This is a genomic window from Streptomyces sp. MGP-P1, assembly GCF_057766565.1.
Genome location: NZ_JBYMEM010000007.1, coordinates 1,333,336 through 1,356,849, shown reverse-complemented (window position 1 = coordinate 1,356,849; position 23,514 = coordinate 1,333,336). Strand labels below are relative to the sequence as shown.

Sequence of the window (23,514 nt, the reverse complement as noted above, 5' to 3'; positions counted from 1 at the left end):
TTTCTCACCTGGCCGACCGGTCGCACCGGGGCGCGTGTGCGACCCCGTGCCCCCGTGCTCCCCGGCACGCGCGTCTGACCGAGTATCAGCCATCGTCCTAGCTTCGATGCGAACTCCGGCATTCCGGGGGCCTGTTGGGGGCAAGAGCCCCCCACCAGTCGCACCGACTCGGGGAGGGGCACGTGCGCAGCACGGCACACCACGCAGACGTGATCATCATCGGGGCCGGAATCGCCGGCCTGTCAGCGGCCCACCTGCTCGTCCGGGCGGGGCTCGGCGTCAGTGTCCTGGAGGCCGAGCCCCGGGTGGGCGGCCGGCTCACCACCGACGAGACGGACGGGTTCCGGCTCGACCGGCTCGGCCCGCTCCTCTGCACGTCCTGGCCCGAGCTGACCGGCACCCCGGGGCTCGGCGCTCCGGAGCTGCGGGAGTTCGCGCCGGGCGTCCTGGTCCACAGCGAGGGCCGCCGCCAGCTCACCGGCGACATACGGAGCGCGAGGGGCGCACTCAAGGCTGTGCGCACCCGTTCGAGCGCCCCCCGACCCCCCCGAGCCCTCCGAACCGCCCGGGCTTCCCGCGCGCCCTGGGCGGCGCAGAGCGCGTACGGGCACGAGCACGGCGCCCCGGCGCGCGGGGGCGGCCGGGGCGCCGTGGTGACCGGTGCGATCGACCGGGCCCGGCTGGGCGCGGCACTGTCCCGGCTGGCGGCCACCCCGCAGGCCCGGCTCCTGGCCCGCCCGGAGCGGACCACCGGGCGCGCCCTGCCCGGCGTCGGCCTGCCGGCCCGTACGGTGGACGGCGTCCTGCGCCCCCTGCTCACGGCCCTGCTCAGCGACCCCGTCCTCACCACGTCGAGCCGGCGCGCCGATCTCGCCCTGCGGGACTACGCACGCGGCGGCCTGTGCGTACCGGCGGGCGGCTCGTCCGCGCTGCCGGAGCTGCTGGCGGCCGCGCTGCCGCCGGGCACGGTCCGGACCGGGGTGCACGTCACGGCCGCCGACATCACCTCCGTACGCACCAAGGAACACGGTGAACTGGGGTGCCGCTCCCTGCTCCTGGCGACCGGCGCGGGGGCCGCGGCCGAACTGCTGCCCGGTCTGCGGGTGCCGTCCTTCCACCCGGTGACGGTCCTTCACCACACCGCGCCCGCCCCGCCGCCCACGGGCAGGTCGCTGGTGCTGGACGGCGACCGGTCGGGCCCGGTGGCGTACACCGCGGTGATGAGCGAGGTCGACCCCTCGCGGGCGCCGGAGGGCCGGACGCTGATCACCTCGACGGTGCTCGGGACCCCGCCGCCGGACCTGGACCGGTCGGTGCGGACGCACCTGGCGGCGCTGTACGGGGTGCCGACGGACGGCTGGGAGCTGCTGGCGGCCCATCACGACCCGGAGGCGGTGCCCGCGATGGACACCCCGCACGATCCACGCCGCCCGGTGCGGGTGCTGGCCGGACTGTACGTGTGCGGCGACCACCGCGACACGAGCACGGTCCAGGGTGCGCTGCACTCGGGGCGGCGGGCGGCCGAGGCGATCCTGACCGACCTGGCGGTCCCGGGCACGCACGAGGGGAGCCCCCCGCGCCTGCCGGAGGCCGCGTGACGCACCCGGTCGCGCCCCGGCCGCTCCCCGGCCGGGTCAGCCGAGGGCGGCGACCCGGTCGCGGTAGCCGCGTACGGCGACCGCGTCCCGGTAGGGCTCCAGGCTGCGCTCGAAGGCGCGTACGTACTCGGTGGCGCGCACCGAGCGCATCTCGGCCGCCTGCTGGGCCGCCTCCGCGCCCAGCAGGCAGGCCTGGTCCAGCTCGCCCAGGCCCAGCCGGGCCGAGGCGAGAACCACCCGGCAGAACAGCCTGCTGCGGGCGTACGCCGGTGCGCGCAGCTGGAGCGACCGCTCGGCGTGCTGGGCGGCGGCCCGGTACTGCTGGAGGTCGCGGTGGCAGTGGCCCAGATCGTCGGCGAGCTGCGCCTCGTCGAAGGTGCGGGCCCAGTGCGGCACCTCGTCGCCGGGGCGTGCGGTCTCCAGGGCGTGTTCGGCCCGGGTCAGGGCGGAGGTGCAGGAGCGCGCCTCGCCGAGCACGGCGTGCCCGCGCGCCTCGACCGCGTGCAGCAGCGCCTGGACGAGGAGCGGGGCGGCCGAGCCGACGCCCTGCTGGGCCACGCGGGCGAGCTGGACGGCCTCCCTGCCGTGCCCGAGGTAGACCGCCTGGCGGCTCATCGTGATCAGGACGTAGGCGCCGTACGCGCGGTCGCCGGCCGCCTGGGCGAGCCGCAGCGCCTGGACGAAGTACCGCTGGGCCAGGCCGTGGGCGGCGATGTCGTACGAGGTCCAGCCGGCCAGCCGGGTCAGGTCGGCCACCGCGGCGAACAGCCGCCGTCCGGTGACCTCGCCGTACGTGCCCCGGAGCATCGGCTCGGCCTCGTGCTCCAGATACCGCACGAGGGCCTGCCGGGCGTGGCCGCCGCCGTAGGCGTGGTCGAGGGTGCGGAACAGCTCGCCGACCGAGCGCAGCGCGGCGACGTCCCCGCCGCCGACCCGCTGGCCGGGGCCGCGGTCGGTCTGGCGCTGGCGCGGGACCATGGGCAGCGCCCCGGTCCCGGGCGGCGCCCCGGCGGTGGACGGATGCGTGGCGGGCGGGTGCGTGGCGGACGGGCCCGGGGGTGTGGGCCGGCCCGGCCCGGTGGCCGGGCGCGGGAGTCCTCGGGCCTCGGTGCGCGGCGCCCCGTCCGGGCGGCCGGGCGCGGGGGCCGCGGCCTCTCCCCCGGCCCGGCGGGCGGCGGCGGCGTCCCGGGCCACCCATTCGTCGGCCCGGCCGATCAGCCAGTCACGGCTGGGGACGACGAGTCCGGCCGGGGTGAAGGCGATCTTGCGCAGCTCGACGTGGGTGCCGGAGTCCTTGCGCCAGAGACCGCTGACGATGTCGACCGCCTCGGCGGGGGTGGCCGCGAACTCCAGCCCCGCGTAGACGGGCGCGCAGGCGTCGAGCCCGAGGTCCTGCGCGGAGAGCCGCCGCCCGAGCCGCCGGGTGAACACCTCGGCGATCAGCGCGGGCGTGGTACCGCGCGGCTGCTGCCCCCGCAGCCAGCGAGTGACCGAGGTTTTGTCGTACCGCAGGTCGAGGCCGTGTTCGAGTCCGAGCTGATCGACCCGGCGGGCCAGGCCGGCGTGCGAGAAGCCGGCTTCCGCGATGAGTGAGGCGAGTCTGCGGTTGGGCGTGCGCTGCGGGGGTCGTTCCGACATCAGCTGTACGGTCTCCTGCCTTCGGGGCCGGACGGGCAGCCCTCATGGGAACGGCGCGAACTTAGCGGCCACCGGAGCGGTCACAGCCACCCTTTGCTCCACGTTCATCCGATCGTGTGAGGATTCCGGGCGGAGCTGACGGAAACGTCCGGCCCGTGGACGGTCCGGCCCCGGGACGCGGGCGGGCCCGGGCCGGGGCCCCCGCACCTGCCCGCACCTGCCGGGGGGTCGTTCGGACGACGGTCGTACAGTGGACGCGGGCGCGATCAGTGCAGGGTTCCGTCACCCCGGGGACACCCCTCCGGGCACCCGGGCCCACGTAGGGAGGCATCGGTGAGCGAACTGCGGTTCGTCCGTCTGGGCTTCGGCGAACAGGCCGTCGAGTACACGGAGGCTTGGCAGAAGCAGCGCGAGGTGCACGCGGACCGGTTCGAGGACCGGGTGCCGGACACGTGTCTGCTCCTGGAGCACCCGCCCGTCTACACCGCGGGGCGTCGCACGGCGGAGAGCGAGCGTCCGCTGGACGGCACTCCGGTCATCGACGTGGACCGCGGCGGGAAGATCACCTGGCACGGCCCCGGGCAGCTCGTCGGCTACCCGATCCAGAAGCTGCCGCGCCCGGTCGACGTCGTCGCGCACGTCCGTCGGCTGGAGGACGCGCTGATCCGCACGGCCGCCGACTTCGGCGTGGAGACCTCCCGGGTCGAGGGCCGCAGCGGCGTCTGGGTCCTCGGTGACCCGGTAGAGCAGCGCCAGACGCTGGGCGGCCTCTCGCTGGACTTCGACCCGAGGCTCCAGGACGAGGAGTTCGACGCGCGGCTGAACGGCCCCGAGTACGCCCCGTCCAACGCCGGCCAGCGCCGTGAGGACCGCAAGCTGGCCGCGATCGGGATCCGGGTCGCCAAGGGCGTCACGATGCACGGCTTCGCGCTCAACGTGAACCCGGACAACACCTGGTTCGACAAGATCGTGCCGTGCGGCATCCGCGACGCGGGTGTCACGTCCCTCTTCAACGAGCTGGGCCGGGAGATCACCATCGAGGAGGTGCTCCCGGTCGCCGAGAAGCACCTGCGGGACATCCTGGAGAACGCGGAGCTCGCGCCGCGCGTGGTCGAGCAGCAGGCCGCGTCCACGGCCCCGGCTCCGGCCTAGGACCCAGGAGCCGTACCCGCCCCACCGGTCCTACCGGCCAGTAGACCCGACCGCGGCCACCGGCCGGGGAATAGGCCCCCTCGGCCGCAGGTTGGGCAGGCGTAAGGCCCTTTGATGTACGGGCGTACCCTGGTGTCAGCCAAAGAATCCCAAGCGAGTCCCTCGCGCATCGCTCGCGCATCCCACGCGAACCCGACGCGAATCCAACGCAGCAGAGAGCAAAGGGGAGCCGGAGTGTCCGCTGTCGCACCCGACGGGCGCAAGATGCTGCGCCTGGAGGTCCGGAACAGCCAGACCCCCATCGAGCGCAAGCCCGAGTGGATCAAAACGCGGGCGAAGATGGGCCCCGAGTACAAGCAGCTGCAGCAGCTGGTGAAGGGCGAAGGGCTGCACACGGTCTGCCAGGAGGCGGGCTGCCCCAACATCTTCGAGTGCTGGGAGGACCGCGAGGCCACCTTCCTCATCGGCGGCGACCAGTGCACCCGGCGCTGTGACTTCTGCCAGATCGACACGGGCAAGCCGCAGGCGCTGGACCGTGACGAGCCCCGCCGCGTCGGCGAGTCGGTCGTCACGATGGACCTGAACTACGCCACCATCACCGGCGTCGCCCGCGACGACCTGGAGGACGGCGGCGCCTGGCTGTACGCCGAGACCGTCCGCCAGATCCACACGCTCACCGCGGAGCGGGAGGCGGGTGCGACCAAGGTCGAGCTGCTGATCCCCGACTTCAACGCCGAGCCCGAGCAGCTCGCCGAGGTCTTCTCCTCGCGCCCCGAGGTGCTCGCGCACAACGTGGAGACGGTGCCGCGGATCTTCAAGCGGATCCGCCCCGGCTTCCGCTACGAGCGTTCCCTGGAGGTCATCACCCGGGCCCGCGAGGCCGGTCTGATCACCAAGTCGAACCTGATCCTCGGCATGGGCGAGACCCGCGAGGAAGTCAGCGAGGCGCTCCAGGACCTGTACGACGCAGGTTGCGAGCTCATCACGATTACGCAGTACCTGCGCCCCTCGGTGCGGCACCACCCGGTCGAGCGCTGGGTGAAGCCGCACGAGTTCGTCGAGCTGAAGGACGAGGCCGACGCGATCGGCTACTCCGGCGTGATGTCGGGCCCGCTGGTGCGGTCCTCGTACCGCGCGGGACGTCTCTTCCAGCAGGCGATGGAGGCGCGCGGGGTCGCCGCCGCCGGGAGCACGCAGGCCGCACAGGCCGTGTGAATCCGCTCACGAGCGAGTACCGAGCAGTAACCGCACCGTCGAAGCGGTCCGGACGCTCCCCGCAGGTCGGGGACGCGTACGGACCGCTTCGGCGTGCGCGGTGCCGGAATCAAGGCTTCATTGGTGTTTGACCACCCGGTCATGCACTGGTAACACCGAGCAGTGACCCTGGGTACACATACGGCGGCGACTCCCGCAGCCGCAGCCACCGTCACCGCTTCCCACACTCACCCGCGCCCCCGAGGCGCGTCCGTTCCGAAGGGGAACACCACGATGCAGGCCGCACCGGTCCGCGCCCACGCCCTTCCGTCCGTCACCACCGCCCTGCGCGCCGTCGAGTCGCTGCTGCTGAGCAGCGGCCAGCGCACCGCCCGCCACAACGCCTGGACGGCCGTCCTGGAGGACCGCCGCCGCGCCAAGGACCGGGTGGAGGCCCAGCACGTGCTGGAAGCCGTGGCCGACCAGCGTTCCTAGGTCGCTTCCTCGCCACGTAAACTTCAGTACATGGCGAGGAAGGCAAAAACTGAAGGCGCGGACAGCGCCGAGAACGCAGGGCGACTCAAGCAGATCGCCCTGACCTACAAGATGACCAGGCGGACCGACAGCAAGATCGGTCTTGTCGTCGCGGGTGTCGGAATCGTCACGTTCGGTGTCCTCCTCGGCATCGGCTTCGCGATCGGACACCCGGTCTATCTGGGCATCCTGGGCTTCGTCCTGGCCATCCTCGCGATGGCGATCATCTTCGGCCGGCGCGCGGAGCGGGCGGCCTTCGGACAGATGGAGGGCCAGCCCGGAGCGGCGGCCGCCGTCCTGGACCGGATCGGACGCGGCTGGACCACCACCCCCGCGGTGGCGATGAACCGCAGCCAGGACGTCGTCCACCGGGCGGTCGGCAAGGCCGGCATCGTCCTGGTCGCCGAGGGCAACCCGAACCGGGTGAAGGGCCTGCTGGCGGCCGAGAAGAGGAAGATGGCCCGCATCGTGGTGGACGTGCCGGTGCACGACATCATCGTCGGCAACGGCGAGGGCCAGGTGCCGCTGAAGAAGGTCCGCACCAAGATGCTGAAGCTCCCCCGCGTCCTGACCGGCCCGCAGGTGACCTCCACCAACGACCGGCTGCGCGCGATGGGCGACCTGATGAGCAACATGCCGCTGCCGAAGGGCCCGATGCCCAAGGGCATGCGGATGCCGCGCGGCGGGAAGATGCGCTGACCACGGCGACAGACGTGAAACGGGGCGGCCCCGGACCGGTGAACGGTCCCGGGGCCGCCCCGTTTCTCATGGCCGTACCGGGGGGCGTCACATCCGGTTCTTCATGGCCGAACTCCTCACGGCCGTACCGGGAGTGTCACGTCCGGACCGGCGTACCCCTGCGTACCGGGGGATGTCACATCTGCGTACCGGGGGATGTCACATCCGGACCTGCACGGCACGCGCCAGACGGTCGTGCAGTCCGCGCCCGTCGCGGTCCCAGACCAGCGCGGGGATGACGAGCAGGAGCAGGACGGTCCGCACGACGACCCGCACGAACCCGATCCGCCCGCCGTCGTCGGCGACCACCCGGACGCCCAGGAGACGCTTCCCGGGCGTGCAGCCGATGGTGCCGACGGTCAGCAGGCTCATCACGAGGAAGACCCCGAGCGCCCAGTTCCCCGCCGCCTGCTGGTCACCGCGAGCGAGCAGCCCGTATGCGATCACCATGCAGAGCGACCAGTCGATGAAGAGGGCCCCGAAGCGCCGTCCGAGCGGAGCGACCGAGCCGGGCCCCTCCTCGGGCAGCCCGAGTCCCTTGCCGCGGTAGCCGAAGTCGGCGCCCATATCCTCGGCGGCCGCGCGGGGCCCCGAGAGCCACGATCCGATTGCTTGCCTGTTGTCCACCCGTCCACGGTACTGCGCCCGTGTTTGCCCCCGGCCGCGCGGGGCACCGGAAACAGTCGCTGGGATGCCTCCCACCACCGCCCCGGTTAACTTGGGCGAAACAAATGGGTCACGCTTGAGAAATCACGCCTGCCTATGGTCGGGTCCAGCGTGCGCCACCGCACTGGCCGCACCACGAGCTACAACCCCGTCCCTCCCGGGCCGGGAGTAGGAGGAGTTGGATGTTCCAGAACGCCGACGAAGTGCAGAAGTACGTAGCGGACAACGACGTCAAGTTCATCGATGTCCGGTTCTGCGACCTGCCCGGGGTGATGCAGCACTTCACGATCCCGGCAGCGACCTTCGACCCGGCCGAGGAACTGGCCTTCGACGGTTCGTCGATCCGCGGCTTCCAGGCCATCCACGAGTCGGACATGGCGCTGCGCGCGGACCTGTCGACGGCTCGGGTGGACCCCTTCCGCCGTGACAAGACCGTCAACATCAACTTCTTCATCCACGACCCGATCACGGGCGAGCAGTACAGCCGTGACCCGCGCAACATCGCCAAGAAGGCCGAGTCGTACCTCGCCTCGACCGGCTTCGCGGACACCGCGTACTTCGGCCCGGAGGCCGAGTTCTACGTCTTCGACAACGTCCGCTTCCAGACGTCGGCGAACGAGAGCTTCTACCACATCGACTCCGAGGCCGGCGCCTGGAACACCGGGTCGGAGGAGAACAACCGCGGCTACAAGGTCCGCTACAAGGGCGGCTACTTCCCGACCCCGCCGGTCGACCACTTCGCCGACCTGCGTGCCGAGATCTCCCTGGAGCTGGACAAGAACGGCCTCCAGGTCGAGCGCCAGCACCACGAGGTCGGCACGGCCGGCCAGGCCGAGATCAACTACAAGTTCAACACGCTGCTCGCCGCGGCCGACGACCTGATGCTCTTCAAGTACATCGTGAAGAACGTCGCCTGGCGCAACGGCAAGACCGCGACCTTCATGCCGAAGCCGATCTTCGGTGACAACGGCTCGGGCATGCACGTGCACCAGTCGCTGTGGCAGGGCGGCGTTCCGCTCTTCTACGACGAGCAGGGTTACGCCGGCCTCTCGGACATGGCCCGCTACTACATCGGCGGCATCCTGAAGCACGCCCCGTCGCTGCTGGCCTTCACCAACCCGACGGTGAACTCCTACCACCGCCTGGTCCCCGGCTTCGAGGCCCCGGTCAACATGGTGTACTCGCAGCGCAACCGCTCCGCCGCGATGCGCATCCCGATCACCGGCTCGAACCCGAAGGCCAAGCGCGTCGAGTTCCGCGCCCCGGACCCGTCCTCGAACCCGTACCTCGCGTTCTCGGCCCTGCTGATGGCGGGCCTGGACGGTGTGAAGAACAAGATCGAGCCGGCCGAGCCGATCGACAAGGACCTCTACGAGCTGGCTCCCGAGGAGCACGCCAACGTCCAGCAGGTCCCGACGTCCCTCCCGGCCGTGCTCGAAGCCCTGGAGGCGGACAACGAGTACCTCCAGGCGGGCGGCGTCTTCACGTCGGACCTGATCGAGACGTGGATCGACTACAAGCGCACCCACGAGATCGCCCCGATCCAGCTGCGGCCGCACCCGCACGAGTTCGAGCTGTACTTCGACCTCTAGGAACACCCCGGGCCGGGCTGACCTGCGCCTGAGACGCCGAGGGCCGCCACCTCCCTATCGGAGGTGGCGGCCCTCGGCCGTACGATCGGACGCGCCGGGCGTCGCCCCGGAGGGACCGGGCCTTGCCCAGGATGGCCTCGCTCTTGTGGAGAGCCGCCTCACCGCAACGAAGGCCGCGCCCGGCCCGCCCAGTACTCGTCCGCCGTGATGCCCAGCAGGACCACGTCGTGGTAGGCGCCGGCGAAGAACTCGTGCTGGCGCAGCCGGCCCTCCTCCACGAAGCCGAGTCTGCGGTAGAGGGCCAGGGAGGCGTCGTTGAAGGCGTAGACCTCCACCTCGCACTTGTGGCTGCGCTGTTCGGCGAACATGTAGGTGAGGACCAGTTCGGAGGCCTCGGCCGCGTAGCCCTGGCGGCGGTGTTCCCGGGTGACCTCGATGCCCGTACGGAAGCGGCCTGCGCGGGCGTCCGTCTCGCCGACCGAGACCGCGCCGACGAAGGCGTGCTCGAAGCGGGTCTCGATGACCAGGTGGTACGCGGCCGGGTTCGGGGCGCGGTTGGCGCGTTCGGTGGCCCAGGCGCGGAAGCTCTCGTCCGAGCGCGGGGGTTCGACCACGTCGGCGTTGCGGGCGTCCACCGTGTGCAGGGCCAGGGCCCGGAAGCCCTCCCAGTCCTGCGGTTCGACGCCTCGCAGGCGTATCCTCTCGCCGGTCCACAGGTCGGTCATCGCTCTCCACTGTCTCGGCGGCCCGTGCGGGGGCCGGGTTGCGGTGATGGGGTGGTGCGGTGCGGCTACGTGAGGTGGGCGGCGATGGTTCTCGCGCAGGTCAGAGACTCCGCGTGGGTCGTGTCGACCTCCAGGTCGTACGCCACGGCCCGGTGGACCGTCTCCGCCTGTGCCGCGGCCATGCCCCTCGGGCGGTCCCCCCGCGCGATCTCGCGGGCCTCCGCGACCGCGCCCTCGCAACGGACGCCCACCCAGAGGACGTCCAGGCCCGTCAGCGCCTTCCGCCACGGTTCCTGGGACGCCGGGCCGCCGAGGAACACGTCGTCGACGATGACCCGGGCGCCCGCCCGTACCATCGCGGCGACCCCCTCGCGCCAGGCCGCCTCCAGCCTGCGGAACTCCGGGCCGACCGCCACGCCGCCGTCCTCCGCGAACTCGATACCCGCGCCCGAGGTGCGCAGGGACGCGGGCAGCGAGTCGACGAAAGCGTCGATCGCGGCGGCGAGCCACGGCTCCGGCAGTTCCGCCTGGAGGCAGCGGACGATGCCCGACTTGCCGGAGCTGGAGCCGCCGTTCAGCACGATCACCTGGGTTGCCACCCGGTCACAGTAGAGGGAACCGGTGCGGTGTTCGACGCGTTTTCGGGCGACGCCGGTCGGTCAGGCGGGCTTGATCGTGGCCAGTTGCGCGAGGAGCAGGATCAGCCGGTACGCCGTCGCGTAGTCGGGGGACGTGAAGGTGACCGTACGGGCGCCCCGGCGCGTGAGACGCCCGGTACGAGGGTCGCCAGGTCGATGGTGTGCGGGCTCGCGAGGTCCACCTCCACGTCCAGCGGGGCGGGGGCGAGCGTCAGGGGCTCGATGGCCGTGCGGCGGGTCACCGCCTCCGCCGCCGCCCGGCGCAGCCGGTCCCGGGCCTCCTCCGGGTGCAGTGTCACGGCCGCCGCCATGCCCAGGGCCTCCTTGACCGCGACGGTGACCGCCCCGGGGACCAGGCCGGTCATCTCGGCGCAGGCCGCGTCGTCGCCGCTGAGGAGGACGACCGGTACGCCGAGGTGGCCGGCCATGGCGGCGTTGAGGCCGATCTCGCCCAGGGTGCGGCCGGCCACCCGTACGTCGAGGATCTCGCCGTTCATGGTGTGCGCCAGCACGCCCGGCCCCTCGCCCGCGCGGACGTGGTAGCCGACGAAGAGCGCGGCGTCGGTCGCCTCGTCGAGCCCGGCGAGCATGTTCAGCGCGCGCGGCTTGCCCCGGACCAGGCGGGCCCGGCGGTCGAGCTGTTCCGGCAGGAGGTTGCGGAGGGTGCCGTGCGCGTCGGCGACCAGCACCTCGGCCGTGGGGTCGGCGTCCAGGACGCCCGCGACGACCGCGTTCGCGTCGGCAGTCATCAGCTCCCGGCCGCGCTGGTAGTCGTAGCGCTCGGGGTTCGTCTCGCTGGAATGGACGATTCCCGAGACGCCTTCCATGTCGACCGAGATGAGTAGCTTCATGGGTTCGGGAGCCTACCGGGGCGGGTGGTGGCGGGGCAGGCCTGTGCCCCCGGCCGGACGAGCAGGCCGGGGGCACGGGGCGGTCGGCGGTCCGGGCCGGCCCGCTCCGGTCAGCGGCCGTAGCGGATCAGGGCGCGGACCATGCGGCAGGTGGTGTCGGACGGCGGGTGGATGCCGAGGCGCTCGGCGGTGATCCGTATCCGGTGGTTGCCCGCGCTGGAGGGCTGGTAGACCCCGCTGTCGAGCAGCGCGATGGCCAGGCGCATGGCCTTGAGGCGGCGGTTGTGGGAGACGTACCACTCGCGGGGGCGGCCCGCGGGCAGTCGCTTCTTCGTCGGCGGGGTGGGAAGCGGCGGGTGGAAGGGCATCGGGAGCTGTCGGTCGAGCGGCTCGGTCGTGACTGTGGCAACAGCCATTCGGCATCCTCCTGGCAGCGTGGTGGAACCCTCACGAACTGCCTCCATTTTACTGCCCCCCACTGACAATCGCCCCTGGCCAGAGCCTATTTCGGCAGTCCCTCGCGTAACCTTGGCCCCATGGAGATCTGGATCAATCCGGCCTGTTCCAAGTGCCGCGGCGCGCTCACCCTGCTCGACGCCGAGGGGGCCGAATACAGCGTCCGCCGCTACCTGGAGGACGTGCCCTCGCCCGGGGAGATCCGGGCCGTGCTGGACCGGCTCGGTCTGGAGCCGTGGGACATCACGCGGACGCGGGAGGCGGCGGCGAAGGAGCTGGGGTTGAAGGACTGGCCGCGGGAGGCCGATTCGCGGGAGCGTTGGATCGCCGCCCTGGCGGAGCACCCGAAGCTGATCCAGCGGCCGATCATCACCGCCGAGGACGGTACGGCCGTGGTGGCGCGGAGCGAGGAAGCGGTGCGGGACGCGCTGGGGCGGTAGCGGTCCCCGGCTCCGCCGGCGGTGACCTCGGCGCCGGTCCGGGCCCGGCCCGCCCGGGGCGGCCCCGCGCCGGAGCCCTCAGCGTTCGTCCGTGCCCGCGCGCTTGGCGGTGGACAGGGCTATGCGGTTCCAGGTGTTGATCGTGAGGATCAGGGCCAGCAGATGGGCCAGCTCCTCCTCGTCGAAGTGGGCCGCCGCCCGGTCGTAGACCTCGTCCGGGACGCCGGCGTCCCCGATCCGGGTGACCGCGTCCGTCAGGGCCAGGGCGGCCTGTTCCCGCTCGGTGAAGAAGTGGTCCGCCTCGTGCCACACCGCGACCATGTGCAGGCGCTCCTCGCTCTCGCCCGCCTTCCGCGCGTCCGTGGTGTGCATGTGCAGGCAGTACGCGCAGCGGTTCAGGTGCGAGGCGCGGATCTGGACCAGTTCGACCAGTGTCGGGTCCAGGCCCGCGCGGGCCGCCGCGTCCAGGCCGATCACGGCCCGGAAGACCTTCGGGGCGCTCTTCGCGAAGTCGAGCCTGCCGGGGGCGTTGTTGCTCCGGACGGTGGTGGCCGGGGTGGTGGTGCGGTCGTTCGTCTTGATCTCCGTCGTCGTCATGGGTACGAATCTAGGGCGACGGGCGACTGGGTGTGGGGTGCATTTCCATGACGGATTCATGGGTCAATTCCGCGGAGATCCTGGGCAGCGATCTGCCGCTGGAGCTCTCCGGCACGGGCAACCGCCGGGCCCTGCTGATGGCGGCGCTGCGCGAGGCCGTGCGCAGCGGACGGCTCGCCCCCGGTACCCGGCTGCCGCCCTACCGTTCCCTCGCCGCCGATCTCGGCCTCGCCCGCAACACCGTCGCCGACGCGTACGCCGAGCTGGTCGCGGAGGGGTGGCTGGCCGCCCGGCAGGGGTCGGGGACCCGGGTCGCCGAGCGGGCCGTCCCGGTCACCCCCGTGCACCGGCCGCGCACCCCCGAGCGCGCCGCCCGCCCGGTCCACGACCTGGTCCAGGGGCAGCCGGACCCCTCGGTCTTCCCGCGCACCGCCTGGCTGGCCTCGGCGCGGCGTGCGCTCGCCGCCGCCCCCGACGACGCGTTCGGGCCCGGCGATCCGCACGGGCGGCCCGAGTTGCGGCGGGCCCTGGCCGGTTATCTGGCCCGGGTGCGGGGGGTGCGGGCCGCGCCGGAGCGGATCGTGCTGTGCTCGGGGGCCGCGCACGGGCTGCGGCTGCTGGCGGAGGTGGTGCGCGGTCCGTGGGCGGCGGAGGAGTACGGCCTGCCCTTCCACCGTGCGCTGCTCGCCTCCCACGGGGTCGGCACCCGGCCGCTCGGCGTGGACGCGGACGGCGCCCGGGTCGACGGGCTCACCCGCCACGACCGTGCCGTGCTCCTCACGCCCGCCCACCAGTTCCCCACCGGCGGGCCTCTGCACCCCGCGCGGCGGGCGGCCGTCGTCGACTGGGCCCGGGCCACCGGCGGGCTCGTCGTGGAGGACGACTACGACGGGGAGTTCCGCTACGACCGGCAGCCCGTGGGTGCTGTCCAAGGGCTCGATCCCGAGCATGTGGTGCTGGTCGGGTCGGTGAGCAAGAGTCTGTCCCCCACCCTCCGGATCGGGTGGATGGTGCTGCCCCAGCGGCTCGTCGGCCCCGTCGTCGCGGCGAAGGGCGAGCGGGAGCAGTTCTCCAGCGCCACCGAGCAGCTGACGCTCGCGGACTTCGTGGAGTCGGGCGCGTACGACCGGCAGGTCCGCCGGATGCGGCAGCGCCACCGCCGCCGCCGGGACCAACTGGTGGCGGCCCTGGAGCGGCGGGCCCCGCACGTCCGGGTCACCGGGATCGCCGCCGGCCTGCACGCGCTGCTGGAACTGCCTCCCGGCACCGAGCGTTCGGCGGTCCGGGCGGCGGCCTGGCAGGGGCTGGCGGTCGAGGGCCTCGCCGACTACGCGCATCCGGACGCGGGGCGGGCGGGGGGCTCCCGGGACGGGCTCGTCGTCGGGTACGCGACACCCGCCGAATCCGCCTACCCGGAGGCTTTGGAGGCCCTGTGCCGGGCCCTGCCACCGGGGTGAGCCGGTGGGGCAGGGGCCGCGGGGCGCCGCACGCCCAGGGGCCGCGGGGCGCCGCACGCCCAGGGGCGCTGGAGGTGCCGGAGGTGCTGAAAGTCCCGGGGGCGCAGGAAGTCCCGGAGGCGCAGGAAGCCCCGGGGGCCTGGAAGTCCCCGAGGCGCTGGAGTCCCCGCCGGCCCGGAGCCCCGGAGACCCAGCCGCGGGGCGCCGCACGCCCGCGCCCCGCGCCCCTCGCTCCTGCCGGTCAGCCTGCCTGTGCCTGCGTCTCCGCCGCGACGAGCAGCTCCGTGAGGTGGAGGCCGAAGCGCGCGTCGCAGGCGTGCGGCACTCCCGTGCGTACCGCTTCCGCCAGGGCGTCCACCGCGCCCCGGAACGCGGTCTCCGCGCCGTCCCAACCGGGGACCGACGCCGTGCCCCGCTCGCCCCGGAACTCGATCTCGACGCCGGCCGCGCCGGGCGGGGCGCTGAGCCCGAGGGTCACCGTGCTGGACGCGCCGGAGGTGTGGCGCAGGATCAGGTGTGTGGTGTCGGCCGGCCCCCGGGCGGCGGTGAGGTGCTCCACATCGCCCAGGACCGGGATCAGCACGGAGAGCGCGTGCGGGCCGACGTCCCACAGGCCGCCCTTCTCGCGCCGCCACGGGGAGTCCGCGTACGCGCTGGTCGAACCCGCCGCGTAGAGCGATCCCAGCCACTGGGCGCGGGCCGTGAACCAGCCGCCCACCGCGGCCTGTTCGGCGATCCACGCGGAGGTCTCGGGCGCGAACCGGAGCGTGCAGAAGACGACCGAGGCCACTCCTGCCTTCTGCGCCGCCCCGGCGACCGCACGGGCCCCCGCCACCGTCGTGGCCACCGGCTTGTCCATCAGGAGGTGGCAGCCCGCCTCGGCGGCGCGGACCGCGAGCGGGGCCTGCACGTCCGGCGGCAGCGCGAAGGCCACCGCGTCGCTCGTCTCCAGGAGTGCGTCGATGCCCTCCTCACCCGTGTACGCGCGGGTGCCGTGGGCGGCGGCGAGGGCGTCGGCCGCCTCGGCCCTGCGGCCCCACACCCCGCTCAGTTCCACGCCTGGATGGGCGGCCAGCGCGGGGGCCTGGGTGTTGTGTGCCCAGGGGCCGGTGCCGAGGAGGCCGATGCGGAGAGGGGTCGTGGTGCCGGCAGCTGAGTCCATGGGGCCAGTGTGCCGGGTGCGCCGGCCGGCCGTGCGGGGGGCGGGTCGCCCGCCGCTCTCGCGGGTGTGGGGCGGTGTCCGGGATGGAGTCCTTCACCCTGTGGCGCTTCTCGCCGCCGTTCGTCCGGGACGGGGGCGGGCAGCACGTCGGGGAGACGATCACCGATCACCGGGGGCGGGTCGCCCGCCTCAAGACGTTCCGGCTCTCCGACGCGCGGATCCGCCGGGGCCCTCTCCTGCGGACCGTGGCCGTGGCCGGGGCCGGGGCCGGGGCCGGCTGGGAGCTGGACCGGGCGGCCGCCGTGCCGGGGTCGAGCCGCCAGGAGCTGGTCCGCCGGCTGTGGGCGGCCGGGTTCTCGGCCCTGCCCGAGGACGGTGTCCGACCGTCTCTCGTGACCGCGGGGCGGTGTCCGACCGCCTCTCGTAACCGCCGGGCCATGGGTGACGGGCCTGGACGCGCGCCCTCGTAACACAGGAAACCTCGGTAACACGGGGTTCACATCCGAGCAACGGACGGGAAATCGCGTCTTGACACGCTGCGGCGCATAGACCGCTGCACCCGCAAAGGATGGCGTCCGTGACGTTCAAGGCTGAGTACATCTGGATAGACGGCACCGAGCCGACCGCCAAGCTTCGTTCCAAGACGAAGATCATGGACGGCACGCCGTCGGGGGACGTGGCGGATCTGCCGATCTGGGGCTTCGACGGCTCCAGCACCAACCAGGCCGAGGGCCACGCGTCCGACCGGGTGCTGAAGCCCGTCTTCACCTGTCCGGACCCGATCCGCGGCGGCACGGACATCCTCGTCCTGTGCGAGGTCTTCAACATCGACATGACGCCGCACGAGTCCAACACCCGGGCCGCGCTGCGACCGCTCGCCGAGCAGTTCGCTGGCCAGGCCCCGATCTTCGGCATCGAGCAGGAGTACACCTTCTTCGACGGCCACCGGCCGCTCGGCTTCCCCGAGGGCGGCTTCCCGGCCGCGCAGGGCGGCTACTACTGCGGGGTCGGCGCGGACGAGATCTTCGGCCGCGACATCGTGGAGAAGCACCTCGACAACTGCCTGGCGGCGGGGCTCGGCATCTCCGGCATCAACGCCGAGGTCATGCCCGGCCAGTGGGAGTTCCAGGTGGGACCGCTGTCCCCGCTGGAGGTCTCCGACCAGCTGTGGGTGGCCCGTTGGCTGCTCTACCGCACCGCCGAGGACTTCCAGGTTTCCGCCACCCTGGACCCGAAGCCGGTCAAGGGCGACTGGAACGGCGCGGGCGCGCACACCAACTTCTCCACCGAGGCGATGCGCGAGGGCTACGACGCGATCATCACCGCGTGCGAGTCGCTGGGCGAGGGCTCCAAGCCGATGGACCACGTGAAGAACTACGGCGCGGGCATCGACGACCGGCTCACCGGCCTGCACGAGACCGCCCCGTGGAACGAGTACAGCTACGGCGTCTCCGACCGCGGCGCCTCGGTCCGCATCCCGTGGCAGGTCGAGCAGGACCGGAAGGGTTACATCGAGGACCGCCGCCCCAACGCCAACGTCGACCCGTACGTCGTCACCCGGCTGATCGTCGACACCTGCTGCACCGCGCTGGAGAAGGCCGGCCAGGTCTGATCCCGACGCGACCGGGCAAGGAGGGGCCCGCCGGTTCGCCGGCGGGCCCCTCCCCCGTGGGCGGTGACGGGCGGGCGTGAGGAACGTTACGCAAAGGGTCCGTATCGACGGGTGGAAGGAGTCTGATGCGCGGCCGCGATGTCTGCTTCAATGGAGCACATGGCCAGCTACCAGCACATCGCGTCGGGTCGCAGCGACCTCGAACCGTTCTGGCCTTCCCGTCAGCACCATGATTTCGACCGGGTGTGTTGCCGCGCGTGGAACGCGCAGGCCCACTAAAGCCGCTCACCCCGGCCTTCGGTCCGCGCGCACGACGCAAGTCCGTCCCTGACGACTCCTCGCGCGAAAGAGCTGACCCTCATGGCGAACACCCGTACTTTCTCCGCCGCGTCCGCCGCCACCGCGGCGTCCCCGGCGCCTGCTGCGGCCCGTCCCACCGCCCGCTCCCTCCCCGCCCACCCGAACCGGCACCGGCTGCGCGCGGTCGACCGTGACGAGGTCGCCGGGCCGGCCGACGTGGCGGACTTCCTCCCGCCCGGGGCCACTTGGCTGCCCGCCCCGCAGCACACCCTGCCCACCCTTCCCGGTCAGCCGCCGATGATCGGTTACCTGGTGCTCGTGCCGGCCGATCAGCAGCCGGCGCTCGCGGGGGCCGTCGAGGCCTCCCGGCTCCGGCCGGGCGGCTCGCCGTTCCCCCAGCAGCCGGAACCCGACCGGGCGGCCGACGAGGGGGCGCCCGTCGGTCCGGTCCGGATCGACGCCACCCGGCGTACGGCTTCGGTCGACGGCGTCGCCCTCGACCTCACGTACCTGGAGTTCGAGCTGCTGTCGCATCTGGTGGCGCACCCGCACCGGGTGCACACCCGCGACCAGTTGGTGACGACGGTGTGGGGTTACGGGCACGTGGGCGACGGGCGCACCGTCGACGTCCATGTCGCGCGGCTGCGCCGCAAGCTCGGTGCGCAGTACCGCCGTTCGATCCAGACGGTCCGGCGGGTCGGGTACAAGTACACGCCCTGACCGGCTCGGTCCACCCGGAACGTCCGGCGGCCCCGGACCACGGTTCCTCCTCACCGTGGTCCGGGGCCGTCCGGGCGTCTCAGAGCTGCCGGCCCGCCGGGGCGGGGGTGCTCACCGGGGCGGGGGCGCTCACCGGCCCGGCCGGCTCGTCGTGTCCCTCTTGGTTCTCCTCCTCCAAACTCGGCAGGCGCGAGAGAAGGCGCGGCGTACGCCAGTTGCGCTCGCCCAGAAGCAGCATCACGGAGGGCAGCAGCACCATCCGTACGACGGTGGCGTCCAGCAGCACCGCGACGGCGAGGCCGACGCCCATCTGCTGCATGTCCTGCATGGACAGGGTGCCGAACACCGCGAACACCGCGACCATGATGGCCGCCGCTCCGGTGACCGCCCCGGCCGTGCGCCGGATGCCGGTCTCGATCGCGGCCCGGTTGTCCAGGCCGCCGCCGCGCGCCTCCCGGATCCGGGAGACGACGAACACGTGGTAGTCCATGGACAGGCCGAACAGGACGACGAGGACGAACAGCGGCATCCACGCCTCGATCGCCCCGACCCCCTCCGAGCCGATGAGCGACGCGCCCCAGCCGTGCTGGAAGACGGCGGTCATCACGCCGTAGGAGGCGGCCACCGAGAGCAGGTTGAGGGCGATGGACGTCACGGCGATGACGTAGCTGCGGAAGCAGAACAGCATCAGCAGGAAGGTGACCGCCGTGATGAAGGCGAAGACCGGGACGATGCCGCGCCGGAGTTGGTCGTTGAAGTCGACCGATCCGGCGGTCTCCCCCGTGACGTGGGCCTTGGCCCCGGTGCCGTCGAACGCGGCGGGCAGGCGCTTCTCGCGCAGTTCGGTGAGGTCGCCGGCGCCGGCCGGGAGGGGGATCTCGATCTCGGCGACGTTCTCGGCGCGGTGGACGGTGACGTCCTCGAAGCCGTCGAGGGCCCTGGTGACCTGCGGGGCGGTGATGTCGGGCGCGGTGACGACGACGAGGGCGGGGGCGGGGCCGCCGGGGAAGCTCTCGGTGATCCGGCTGTGGGCGATGGAGAGTTGCGAGTCGGAGCCGAACTGCTTCTCCAGGCCGAGGGATTCGGTCTTCATGCCGAGGGCGGGCGCGGCGAGCGCGAGGAGCAGGACGACGGCGGCGACGGCGACGGCTCGGGGCCGGGCGAGTACGGGGCCCAGCACCCGGCCGACGATCCGGCCGCTGCCCGCTCGGCCGTGCTGGGCACGGCGGTTGAGCAGCGGGATGCGGCCGGCGTCGATGCGGTCGCCGAGCCAGGAGAGCAGGGCGGGCAGGACGGTGACCGAGCCGAGCATGGCGATGAGGACGACGATGATCGTGGCGAGGGCGAAGCCCTTGAACAGCAGGAGCCCGGAGAGGAACATGCCGCCCATCGCGACCATCACGGTGAGGCCGGAGACGAGTACCGCCCGGCCGCTGGTGGCGGCCGCGATCCGCAGGGCGGTCTCGGCGTCCCGTCCGGCGGCGCGTTCGTCGCGTTCGCGGCGCAGGTAGAAGAGGCAGTAGTCGACGCCGACGGCGAAGCCCATCAGGAACATCACCGAGTAGGTGGTCTGGAACAGGTGCAGCTGGTGGCTTGCGATGGAGAGAAGGCCGAAGGCGGCCATGCACGCGGTGAGGGCGAGCCCGACCGGGAGCAGGGCGGCGACGACCGCGCCGAAGGCGACGAGGAGGATGCCGAGGGCGAGCGGTACGGCGGTGAACTCGGCCTTCTTGAAGTCCTCGGCCAGCAGGTCGCCCAGCCACTTGCCCGCGCTGGCCTCGCCGAACTGGTGGATCTCGGTGTCCGGGTGGTCCTCGCCCACGGCGGTGACGGCGTCCAGGACGGGTTGGACCCGGTCGGACGAGGTGGCGGCCTCGCCCTTCATCTCGAAGGCGATGAGGGCCTCCTTGCCGTCCTCGGAGGCGACGGGCGGGGCGATGTTCTGTGCTTCGCCGGTCTGCCGTACGGCGTCGGCGAGGGCTTCGGCGGCCGACTTCCACTCCCCCGCGGCGGGGGCGGAGACCATGACGAGTTCACCCGCGGGCTTGGCGAGTCCGGCGTCGAGGAGGATCTGCTCGGCGCGGGCGGACTCGCCGGCGCCGTTCTCCGCGTTGGTCATCTCGACCATGCCGGTGGCCCCGCCGATGCCCGTGGCGAGCACGACGAAGAGCAGCCAGCCGAATACGGCCGTCTTGCGGTGGTGCGTGCTCCACACGCCGATGCGTGCGGCGAGATTGCGCCTCGTGCGGATACCGCGCCTCGTGCTGTTTCTGCGCCTCATGCGGTTTCTCCCCCGGAGGTAAGCGTCAGGTAAGTGATCGGGTCGCTTCGAATCTAGGAACCGGACGCGGTCCGCCCCAGCCGTCGGGGCCCCCGGTCGCAGAGGCGTAGGGGGCGGGTGCGGGGGTGGTGCCAGGTACACCCCCTCCGGGTGGCGGACCGGCTGACGCGGCGGGGCGGGGCCGGGTGAGACTGGCACCCGGACCGGGGACCGCCCGGCTCCGGCGGGGAGTGGGGCCCGGGAGAACCGTCCTGGTTCCGGTGCGGGGAGAGGGATCGCGATGAAGGTGTTCTCGGGGCGGCTACGAACGTCGATGCCGGCGGCGGGGCGAGGGCTGTTCCTGTCGGTGGTCGGCCTGGCGGCGTCCATCACTCTGTTCGTGCTCGCGGTGCTCTCGATCGCCTTCATCCTGCTGGGCATCGGCGTGTTCACCACCCCGGTGGTGCTGGAGGCGGTCCGCAAGCACGCCAACCAGCGGCGGCTGTGGGCGGTGACCTGGTCGGACGTGCGGATTCCGGTCCCGTACCGGCCCCTGCCGAAGGACCTGCGGTCGGGCGTGACGGGTCAGGTCGAGCGCACCACGCTGCTGCTGAAGGACCCGGCGACCTGGCGGGACCTCCAGTGGCTGCTGGTCGACATGACGGCGGGCACGGTGGTGGCGGTCCTGGCGGCGGCCCTGATGATCTACCCGGTCGAGGGGTTGGTGCTGGCGGCGGGTCTGTGGCGGGTGTTCCGGGACGATCCGTACTGGTACGGCTTCGTGCCGGTGGACAGCCAGGCGACGGGGTTCGCGGCCCTGGCGCTGGGGATCGTGCTCTTCCATGTCGGGTTGTGGGCGAGCAGGCCGTTGCTGCGGCTGCACTTCGTGCTCGCCCGGGCGCTGCTGGCGCCCACCCAGGACCAGGAGCTGGCGCAGCGCGTCCTGCGGCTCACCGAGACCCGGCACGAGGCCGTGGACACCGCCGCGTCCGAGCTGCGCCGCATCGAGCGGGACCTGCACGACGGGGCGCAGGCCCGGCTGGTCGCGATGGGCATGAACCTGGGCACGATCGAGGCGCTGATCGAGAAGGACCCGGCGCAGGCGAAGAAGATGCTGGCGATGGCCCGGGAGTCCTCCGCCGAGGCGCTGACCGAGCTGCGGGACCTGGTCCGGGGCATCCACCCGCCGGTCCTGGCGGAGCGGGGTCTCGGCGACGCGGTGCGGGCGCTGGCCCTGCGGCTGCCGATCGCCTCCGAGGTGACGGTGGAGCTGTCGGGGCGGGCGCAGGCCCCGGTGGAGTCGGCGGCGTACTTCGCGGTCAGCGAGGCCCTGACGAACACCGTGAAGCACGCGGAGGCGGAGCGGATCTACGTGGACCTGCACCACGCGGAGGGGATGCTCCGGATCTCCGTGACGGACGACGGCAGGGGCGGTGCGGTCGTCGGATCGGGTTCGGGGCTGAGCGGAATCGAAAGGCGACTGGGTACATTCGACGGCGTACTGGCCGTCAGCAGCCCCGCGGGCGGTCCCACCATGGTGACCATGGAGATTCCTTGCGAGTTGTCCTAGCCGAAGATCTCTTCCTGTTGCGCGACGGCCTGGTGCGCATGCTGGAGGCATACGACTTCGAGATCGCCGCGGCTGTGGAGACCGGGCCCGAACTGACCAAGGCCCTGGCCGAGTTGGAGCCGGACGTCGCCGTCGTCGACGTCCGGCTCCCGCCGTCCCACACGGACGAGGGCCTCCAGTGCGCCCTGGCCGCCCGCCGGGCCCGGCCGGGGCTTCCGGTGCTGGTGCTCTCGCAGCACGTGGAGCAGTTGTACGCACGGGAGTTGCTGGCGGACGGCGACGGCGGCATCGGTTATCTGCTGAAGGACCGGGTCTTCGACGCGGACCAGTTCATCGACGCGGTACGGCGGGTGGCGGCGGGCGGCACGGCGATGGACCCGCAGGTCATCTCCCAGCTCCTGTCCCGCCGTTCGCAGGACCGGCCGATGAGCGGGCTCACCCCGCGCGAGCGGGAGGTGATGGAGTTGGTGGCCCAGGGCCGCTCCAACGCCGCCATCGCCTCGCAGTTGGTGATCACGGAGCGGGCGGTGGCCAAGCACACGTCGAACATCTTCGGCAAGCTGGAGCTGCCCCCGTCGGACGACGACAACCGCCGGGTGCTGGCGGTGCTGGCGTATCTGGACCACGGCTGATCCGTCGTACGCGGCAGGGGCGCGCAGGGCGTCCCCGCCCGGTGCGGCGAGGCGGTCTCCGCCGTCGTCCAGCCGGCCGCGCGGCGCGGCGACCACTACCGCCCCGGCCGTCGCCGTCGTCGGCCCGCACCGTGCCGCCCCCCGGAGCGGGCTCAGGGGTGGGCGACGGCAAGACTGACGACGTACGCCTCCTCGACCTCGCCGTCCGGGAACCGGGCGGACAGCAGGGCCCGTTCGCGGTCGAAGAAGGCGCGGACCTCGACCGGGTCGCCGATCAGGAAGCCGGAGTGGGTGGCCAGGTTGGCGACATGGGCGTCGACCGGTACGCGGCGGCTCCAGGAGACCTGACGGGTGCGGAAGTCGAGCCCGTCGGGCAGTTCGGCCCGGAAGCGGGCACGGTGGGACGGTACGGCGGGGACCTCCACCCCGAAGAAGACCCGCATCCGGTTCTCCTGGTCGACGAGCCATTCCACGGACGGGTCGCCGTCGTTCCACCAGAGCGCCAGCGCCCCGCCCGGGCGCAGCACCCGGCGGGCCTCGGGTATCGAGCGTGACGGGTCGGTCCAGTGCCAGGCCTGGGCGTACGTGATCAGGTCCATGGATCCGGTCCGCAGCGGCAGGTTGTTCCCGTCGCCCCGGACCAGCGGCACGTCCGGCAGCCCCCGGCGGAACTGCTCGGCCATCCCGTCGCCCGGCTCCACCGCCGTGACCCGCGCGCCGCGCTCGTACAGCCGTGCCGTGCCGAGACCGGTCCCCGCTCCGACGTCCGCGACCCGGGCTCCGGCGAGCGGCAGTCCGGCCAGCTCCTCGACGGCGTCGAACAGGGCGGGTGGGTAGGAGGGGCGGTACGCGTCGTAGTCGGCGGCGATGGCGTCGAAGGACCGGGCCTGCACGGGTTTCGTCATGCGGCCATCATCGCGCGGGACCTTCGGGGACGGCACGGAAACCTCCGCACGCCTCTGGTCCCCCCGCATACCCGCCA

General features: G+C 72.8%; 22 protein-coding genes and 1 pseudogene. 13 read left to right on the top strand and 10 right to left on the bottom strand.

Annotated features, from left to right (window positions below):
- The first annotated feature begins 182 nt into the window (after positions 1 to 182).
- The gene (locus AC3CH1_RS27565) at positions 183 to 1,598 is read left to right on the top strand and encodes an FAD-dependent oxidoreductase (RefSeq protein WP_488465377.1); all 1,416 of its coding nucleotides are present in this window, start codon (positions 183 to 185) and stop codon (positions 1,596 to 1,598) included.
- Between the two features lie 36 nt (positions 1,599 to 1,634).
- On the opposite strand, the gene AC3CH1_RS27560 is transcribed toward AC3CH1_RS27565, so the two are convergent.
- Positions 1,635 to 3,236 (bottom strand): NsdA family TPR-like regulatory protein, encoded by a 1,602-nt coding sequence (locus tag AC3CH1_RS27560; protein WP_488465376.1) that lies wholly within the window; start codon positions 3,234 to 3,236, stop codon positions 1,635 to 1,637.
- Between the two features lie 333 nt (positions 3,237 to 3,569).
- On the opposite strand from AC3CH1_RS27560, the gene lipB reads away from it, so the two are divergent.
- The 4 genes from lipB to AC3CH1_RS27540 all read left to right on the top strand — a co-directional run bounded on the left by lipB (position 3,570) and on the right by AC3CH1_RS27540 (position 6,815).
- Entirely contained in the window at positions 3,570 to 4,388 is an 819-nt protein-coding gene (gene lipB / locus AC3CH1_RS27555) for a lipoyl(octanoyl) transferase LipB (protein ID WP_488465375.1), read from the top strand.
- 234 nt (positions 4,389 to 4,622) lie between these two features.
- Positions 4,623 to 5,603, top strand: coding sequence for a lipoyl synthase (lipA, locus tag AC3CH1_RS27550; RefSeq protein ID WP_007450206.1), 981 nt, complete (start codon positions 4,623 to 4,625; stop codon positions 5,601 to 5,603).
- Positions 5,604 to 5,876: 273 nt separating this feature from the next.
- Positions 5,877 to 6,077 carry an SCO2195 family GlnR-regulated protein gene (locus tag AC3CH1_RS27545; protein WP_488465374.1) on the top strand — a complete coding sequence of 67 codons (201 nt, stop codon included), beginning with the start codon at positions 5,877 to 5,879 and terminating at the stop codon, positions 6,075 to 6,077.
- 30 nt (positions 6,078 to 6,107) lie between these two features.
- On the top strand, positions 6,108 to 6,815 hold the full coding sequence (locus AC3CH1_RS27540; RefSeq protein ID WP_488465373.1) for a DUF4191 domain-containing protein: 708 nt from the start codon (positions 6,108 to 6,110) through the stop codon (positions 6,813 to 6,815).
- A gap of 198 nt (positions 6,816 to 7,013) precedes the next feature.
- Here the strand turns inward: AC3CH1_RS27540 and AC3CH1_RS27535 are convergent, their stop codons facing one another.
- On the bottom strand, positions 7,014 to 7,421 hold the full coding sequence (locus tag AC3CH1_RS27535) for an RDD family protein (RefSeq protein WP_488466754.1): 408 nt from the start codon (positions 7,419 to 7,421) through the stop codon (positions 7,014 to 7,016).
- 281 nt (positions 7,422 to 7,702) lie between these two features.
- Between AC3CH1_RS27535 and glnA the strand changes: the two genes are divergently transcribed.
- Positions 7,703 to 9,112 carry a type I glutamate--ammonia ligase gene (gene glnA / locus AC3CH1_RS27530; protein WP_018958122.1) on the top strand — a complete coding sequence of 470 codons (1,410 nt, stop codon included), beginning with the start codon at positions 7,703 to 7,705 and terminating at the stop codon, positions 9,110 to 9,112.
- A gap of 158 nt (positions 9,113 to 9,270) precedes the next feature.
- Here glnA and AC3CH1_RS27525 read toward each other — a convergent pair whose 3' ends face one another.
- From AC3CH1_RS27525 to AC3CH1_RS27510, 4 genes and pseudogenes are all read right to left on the bottom strand, one after another.
- Positions 9,271 to 9,837: a GNAT family N-acetyltransferase gene (locus AC3CH1_RS27525; RefSeq protein ID WP_488465372.1), complete on the bottom strand. Its 567-nt coding sequence runs from the start codon at positions 9,835 to 9,837 to the stop codon at positions 9,271 to 9,273.
- A 65-nt stretch (positions 9,838 to 9,902) separates the two neighbouring features.
- A complete protein-coding gene (gene cpt / locus AC3CH1_RS27520; RefSeq protein WP_488465371.1) occupies positions 9,903 to 10,436 on the bottom strand; it encodes a chloramphenicol phosphotransferase CPT in 534 nt (177 codons plus the stop codon).
- A gap of 60 nt (positions 10,437 to 10,496) precedes the next feature.
- Positions 10,497 to 11,326, bottom strand: a pseudogene (locus AC3CH1_RS27515) (M55 family metallopeptidase).
- Between the two features lie 110 nt (positions 11,327 to 11,436).
- The gene (locus AC3CH1_RS27510; RefSeq protein ID WP_007450191.1) at positions 11,437 to 11,742 is read right to left on the bottom strand and encodes a hypothetical protein; all 306 of its coding nucleotides are present in this window, start codon (positions 11,740 to 11,742) and stop codon (positions 11,437 to 11,439) included.
- Between the two features lie 120 nt (positions 11,743 to 11,862).
- Between AC3CH1_RS27510 and AC3CH1_RS27505 the strand changes: the two genes are divergently transcribed.
- Positions 11,863 to 12,222 (top strand): arsenate reductase family protein, encoded by a 360-nt coding sequence (locus AC3CH1_RS27505; protein WP_488465370.1) that lies wholly within the window; start codon positions 11,863 to 11,865, stop codon positions 12,220 to 12,222.
- Positions 12,223 to 12,300: 78 nt separating this feature from the next.
- On the opposite strand, the gene AC3CH1_RS27500 is transcribed toward AC3CH1_RS27505, so the two are convergent.
- Positions 12,301 to 12,819, bottom strand: coding sequence for a carboxymuconolactone decarboxylase family protein (locus AC3CH1_RS27500; protein ID WP_488465369.1), 519 nt, complete (start codon positions 12,817 to 12,819; stop codon positions 12,301 to 12,303).
- A gap of 47 nt (positions 12,820 to 12,866) precedes the next feature.
- On the opposite strand from AC3CH1_RS27500, the gene pdxR reads away from it, so the two are divergent.
- On the top strand, positions 12,867 to 14,276 hold the full coding sequence (pdxR, locus tag AC3CH1_RS27495; protein ID WP_488465368.1) for a MocR-like pyridoxine biosynthesis transcription factor PdxR: 1,410 nt from the start codon (positions 12,867 to 12,869) through the stop codon (positions 14,274 to 14,276).
- Positions 14,277 to 14,517: 241 nt separating this feature from the next.
- Here pdxR and AC3CH1_RS27490 read toward each other — a convergent pair whose 3' ends face one another.
- Complete coding sequence (locus AC3CH1_RS27490) at positions 14,518 to 15,438, bottom strand: Gfo/Idh/MocA family protein (protein WP_488465367.1); 921 nt, start codon at positions 15,436 to 15,438, stop codon at positions 14,518 to 14,520.
- An 83-nt stretch (positions 15,439 to 15,521) separates the two neighbouring features.
- Here AC3CH1_RS27490 and AC3CH1_RS27485 point away from each other — a divergent pair, with 83 nt between their 5' ends.
- The 3 genes from AC3CH1_RS27485 (at position 15,522) to AC3CH1_RS27475 (ending at position 18,070) form a co-directional block, all read left to right on the top strand.
- Positions 15,522 to 15,908, top strand: coding sequence for a hypothetical protein (locus AC3CH1_RS27485; protein ID WP_488465366.1), 387 nt, complete (start codon positions 15,522 to 15,524; stop codon positions 15,906 to 15,908).
- A gap of 107 nt (positions 15,909 to 16,015) precedes the next feature.
- A complete protein-coding gene (gene glnII / locus AC3CH1_RS27480; RefSeq protein ID WP_488465365.1) occupies positions 16,016 to 17,050 on the top strand; it encodes a glutamine synthetase in 1,035 nt (344 codons plus the stop codon).
- Between the two features lie 360 nt (positions 17,051 to 17,410).
- Complete coding sequence (locus tag AC3CH1_RS27475) at positions 17,411 to 18,070, top strand: winged helix-turn-helix domain-containing protein (RefSeq protein WP_488465364.1); 660 nt, start codon at positions 17,411 to 17,413, stop codon at positions 18,068 to 18,070.
- Positions 18,071 to 18,149: 79 nt separating this feature from the next.
- Here the strand turns inward: AC3CH1_RS27475 and AC3CH1_RS27470 are convergent, their stop codons facing one another.
- Positions 18,150 to 20,351 carry an MMPL family transporter gene (locus AC3CH1_RS27470; RefSeq protein WP_488465363.1) on the bottom strand — a complete coding sequence of 734 codons (2,202 nt, stop codon included), beginning with the start codon at positions 20,349 to 20,351 and terminating at the stop codon, positions 18,150 to 18,152.
- 280 nt (positions 20,352 to 20,631) lie between these two features.
- Here AC3CH1_RS27470 and AC3CH1_RS27465 point away from each other — a divergent pair, with 280 nt between their 5' ends.
- A complete protein-coding gene (locus AC3CH1_RS27465; RefSeq protein WP_488465362.1) occupies positions 20,632 to 21,900 on the top strand; it encodes a sensor histidine kinase in 1,269 nt (422 codons plus the stop codon).
- A complete protein-coding gene (locus AC3CH1_RS27460; protein ID WP_488465361.1) occupies positions 21,885 to 22,532 on the top strand; it encodes a LuxR C-terminal-related transcriptional regulator in 648 nt (215 codons plus the stop codon). The genes AC3CH1_RS27465 and AC3CH1_RS27460 overlap by 16 nt, the downstream gene beginning before the upstream one ends.
- A 152-nt stretch (positions 22,533 to 22,684) precedes the next feature.
- Here the strand turns inward: AC3CH1_RS27460 and AC3CH1_RS27455 are convergent, their stop codons facing one another.
- Positions 22,685 to 23,437: a class I SAM-dependent methyltransferase gene (locus tag AC3CH1_RS27455; RefSeq protein ID WP_488465360.1), complete on the bottom strand. Its 753-nt coding sequence runs from the start codon at positions 23,435 to 23,437 to the stop codon at positions 22,685 to 22,687.
- Between the last annotated feature and the right edge of the window lie 77 nt (positions 23,438 to 23,514).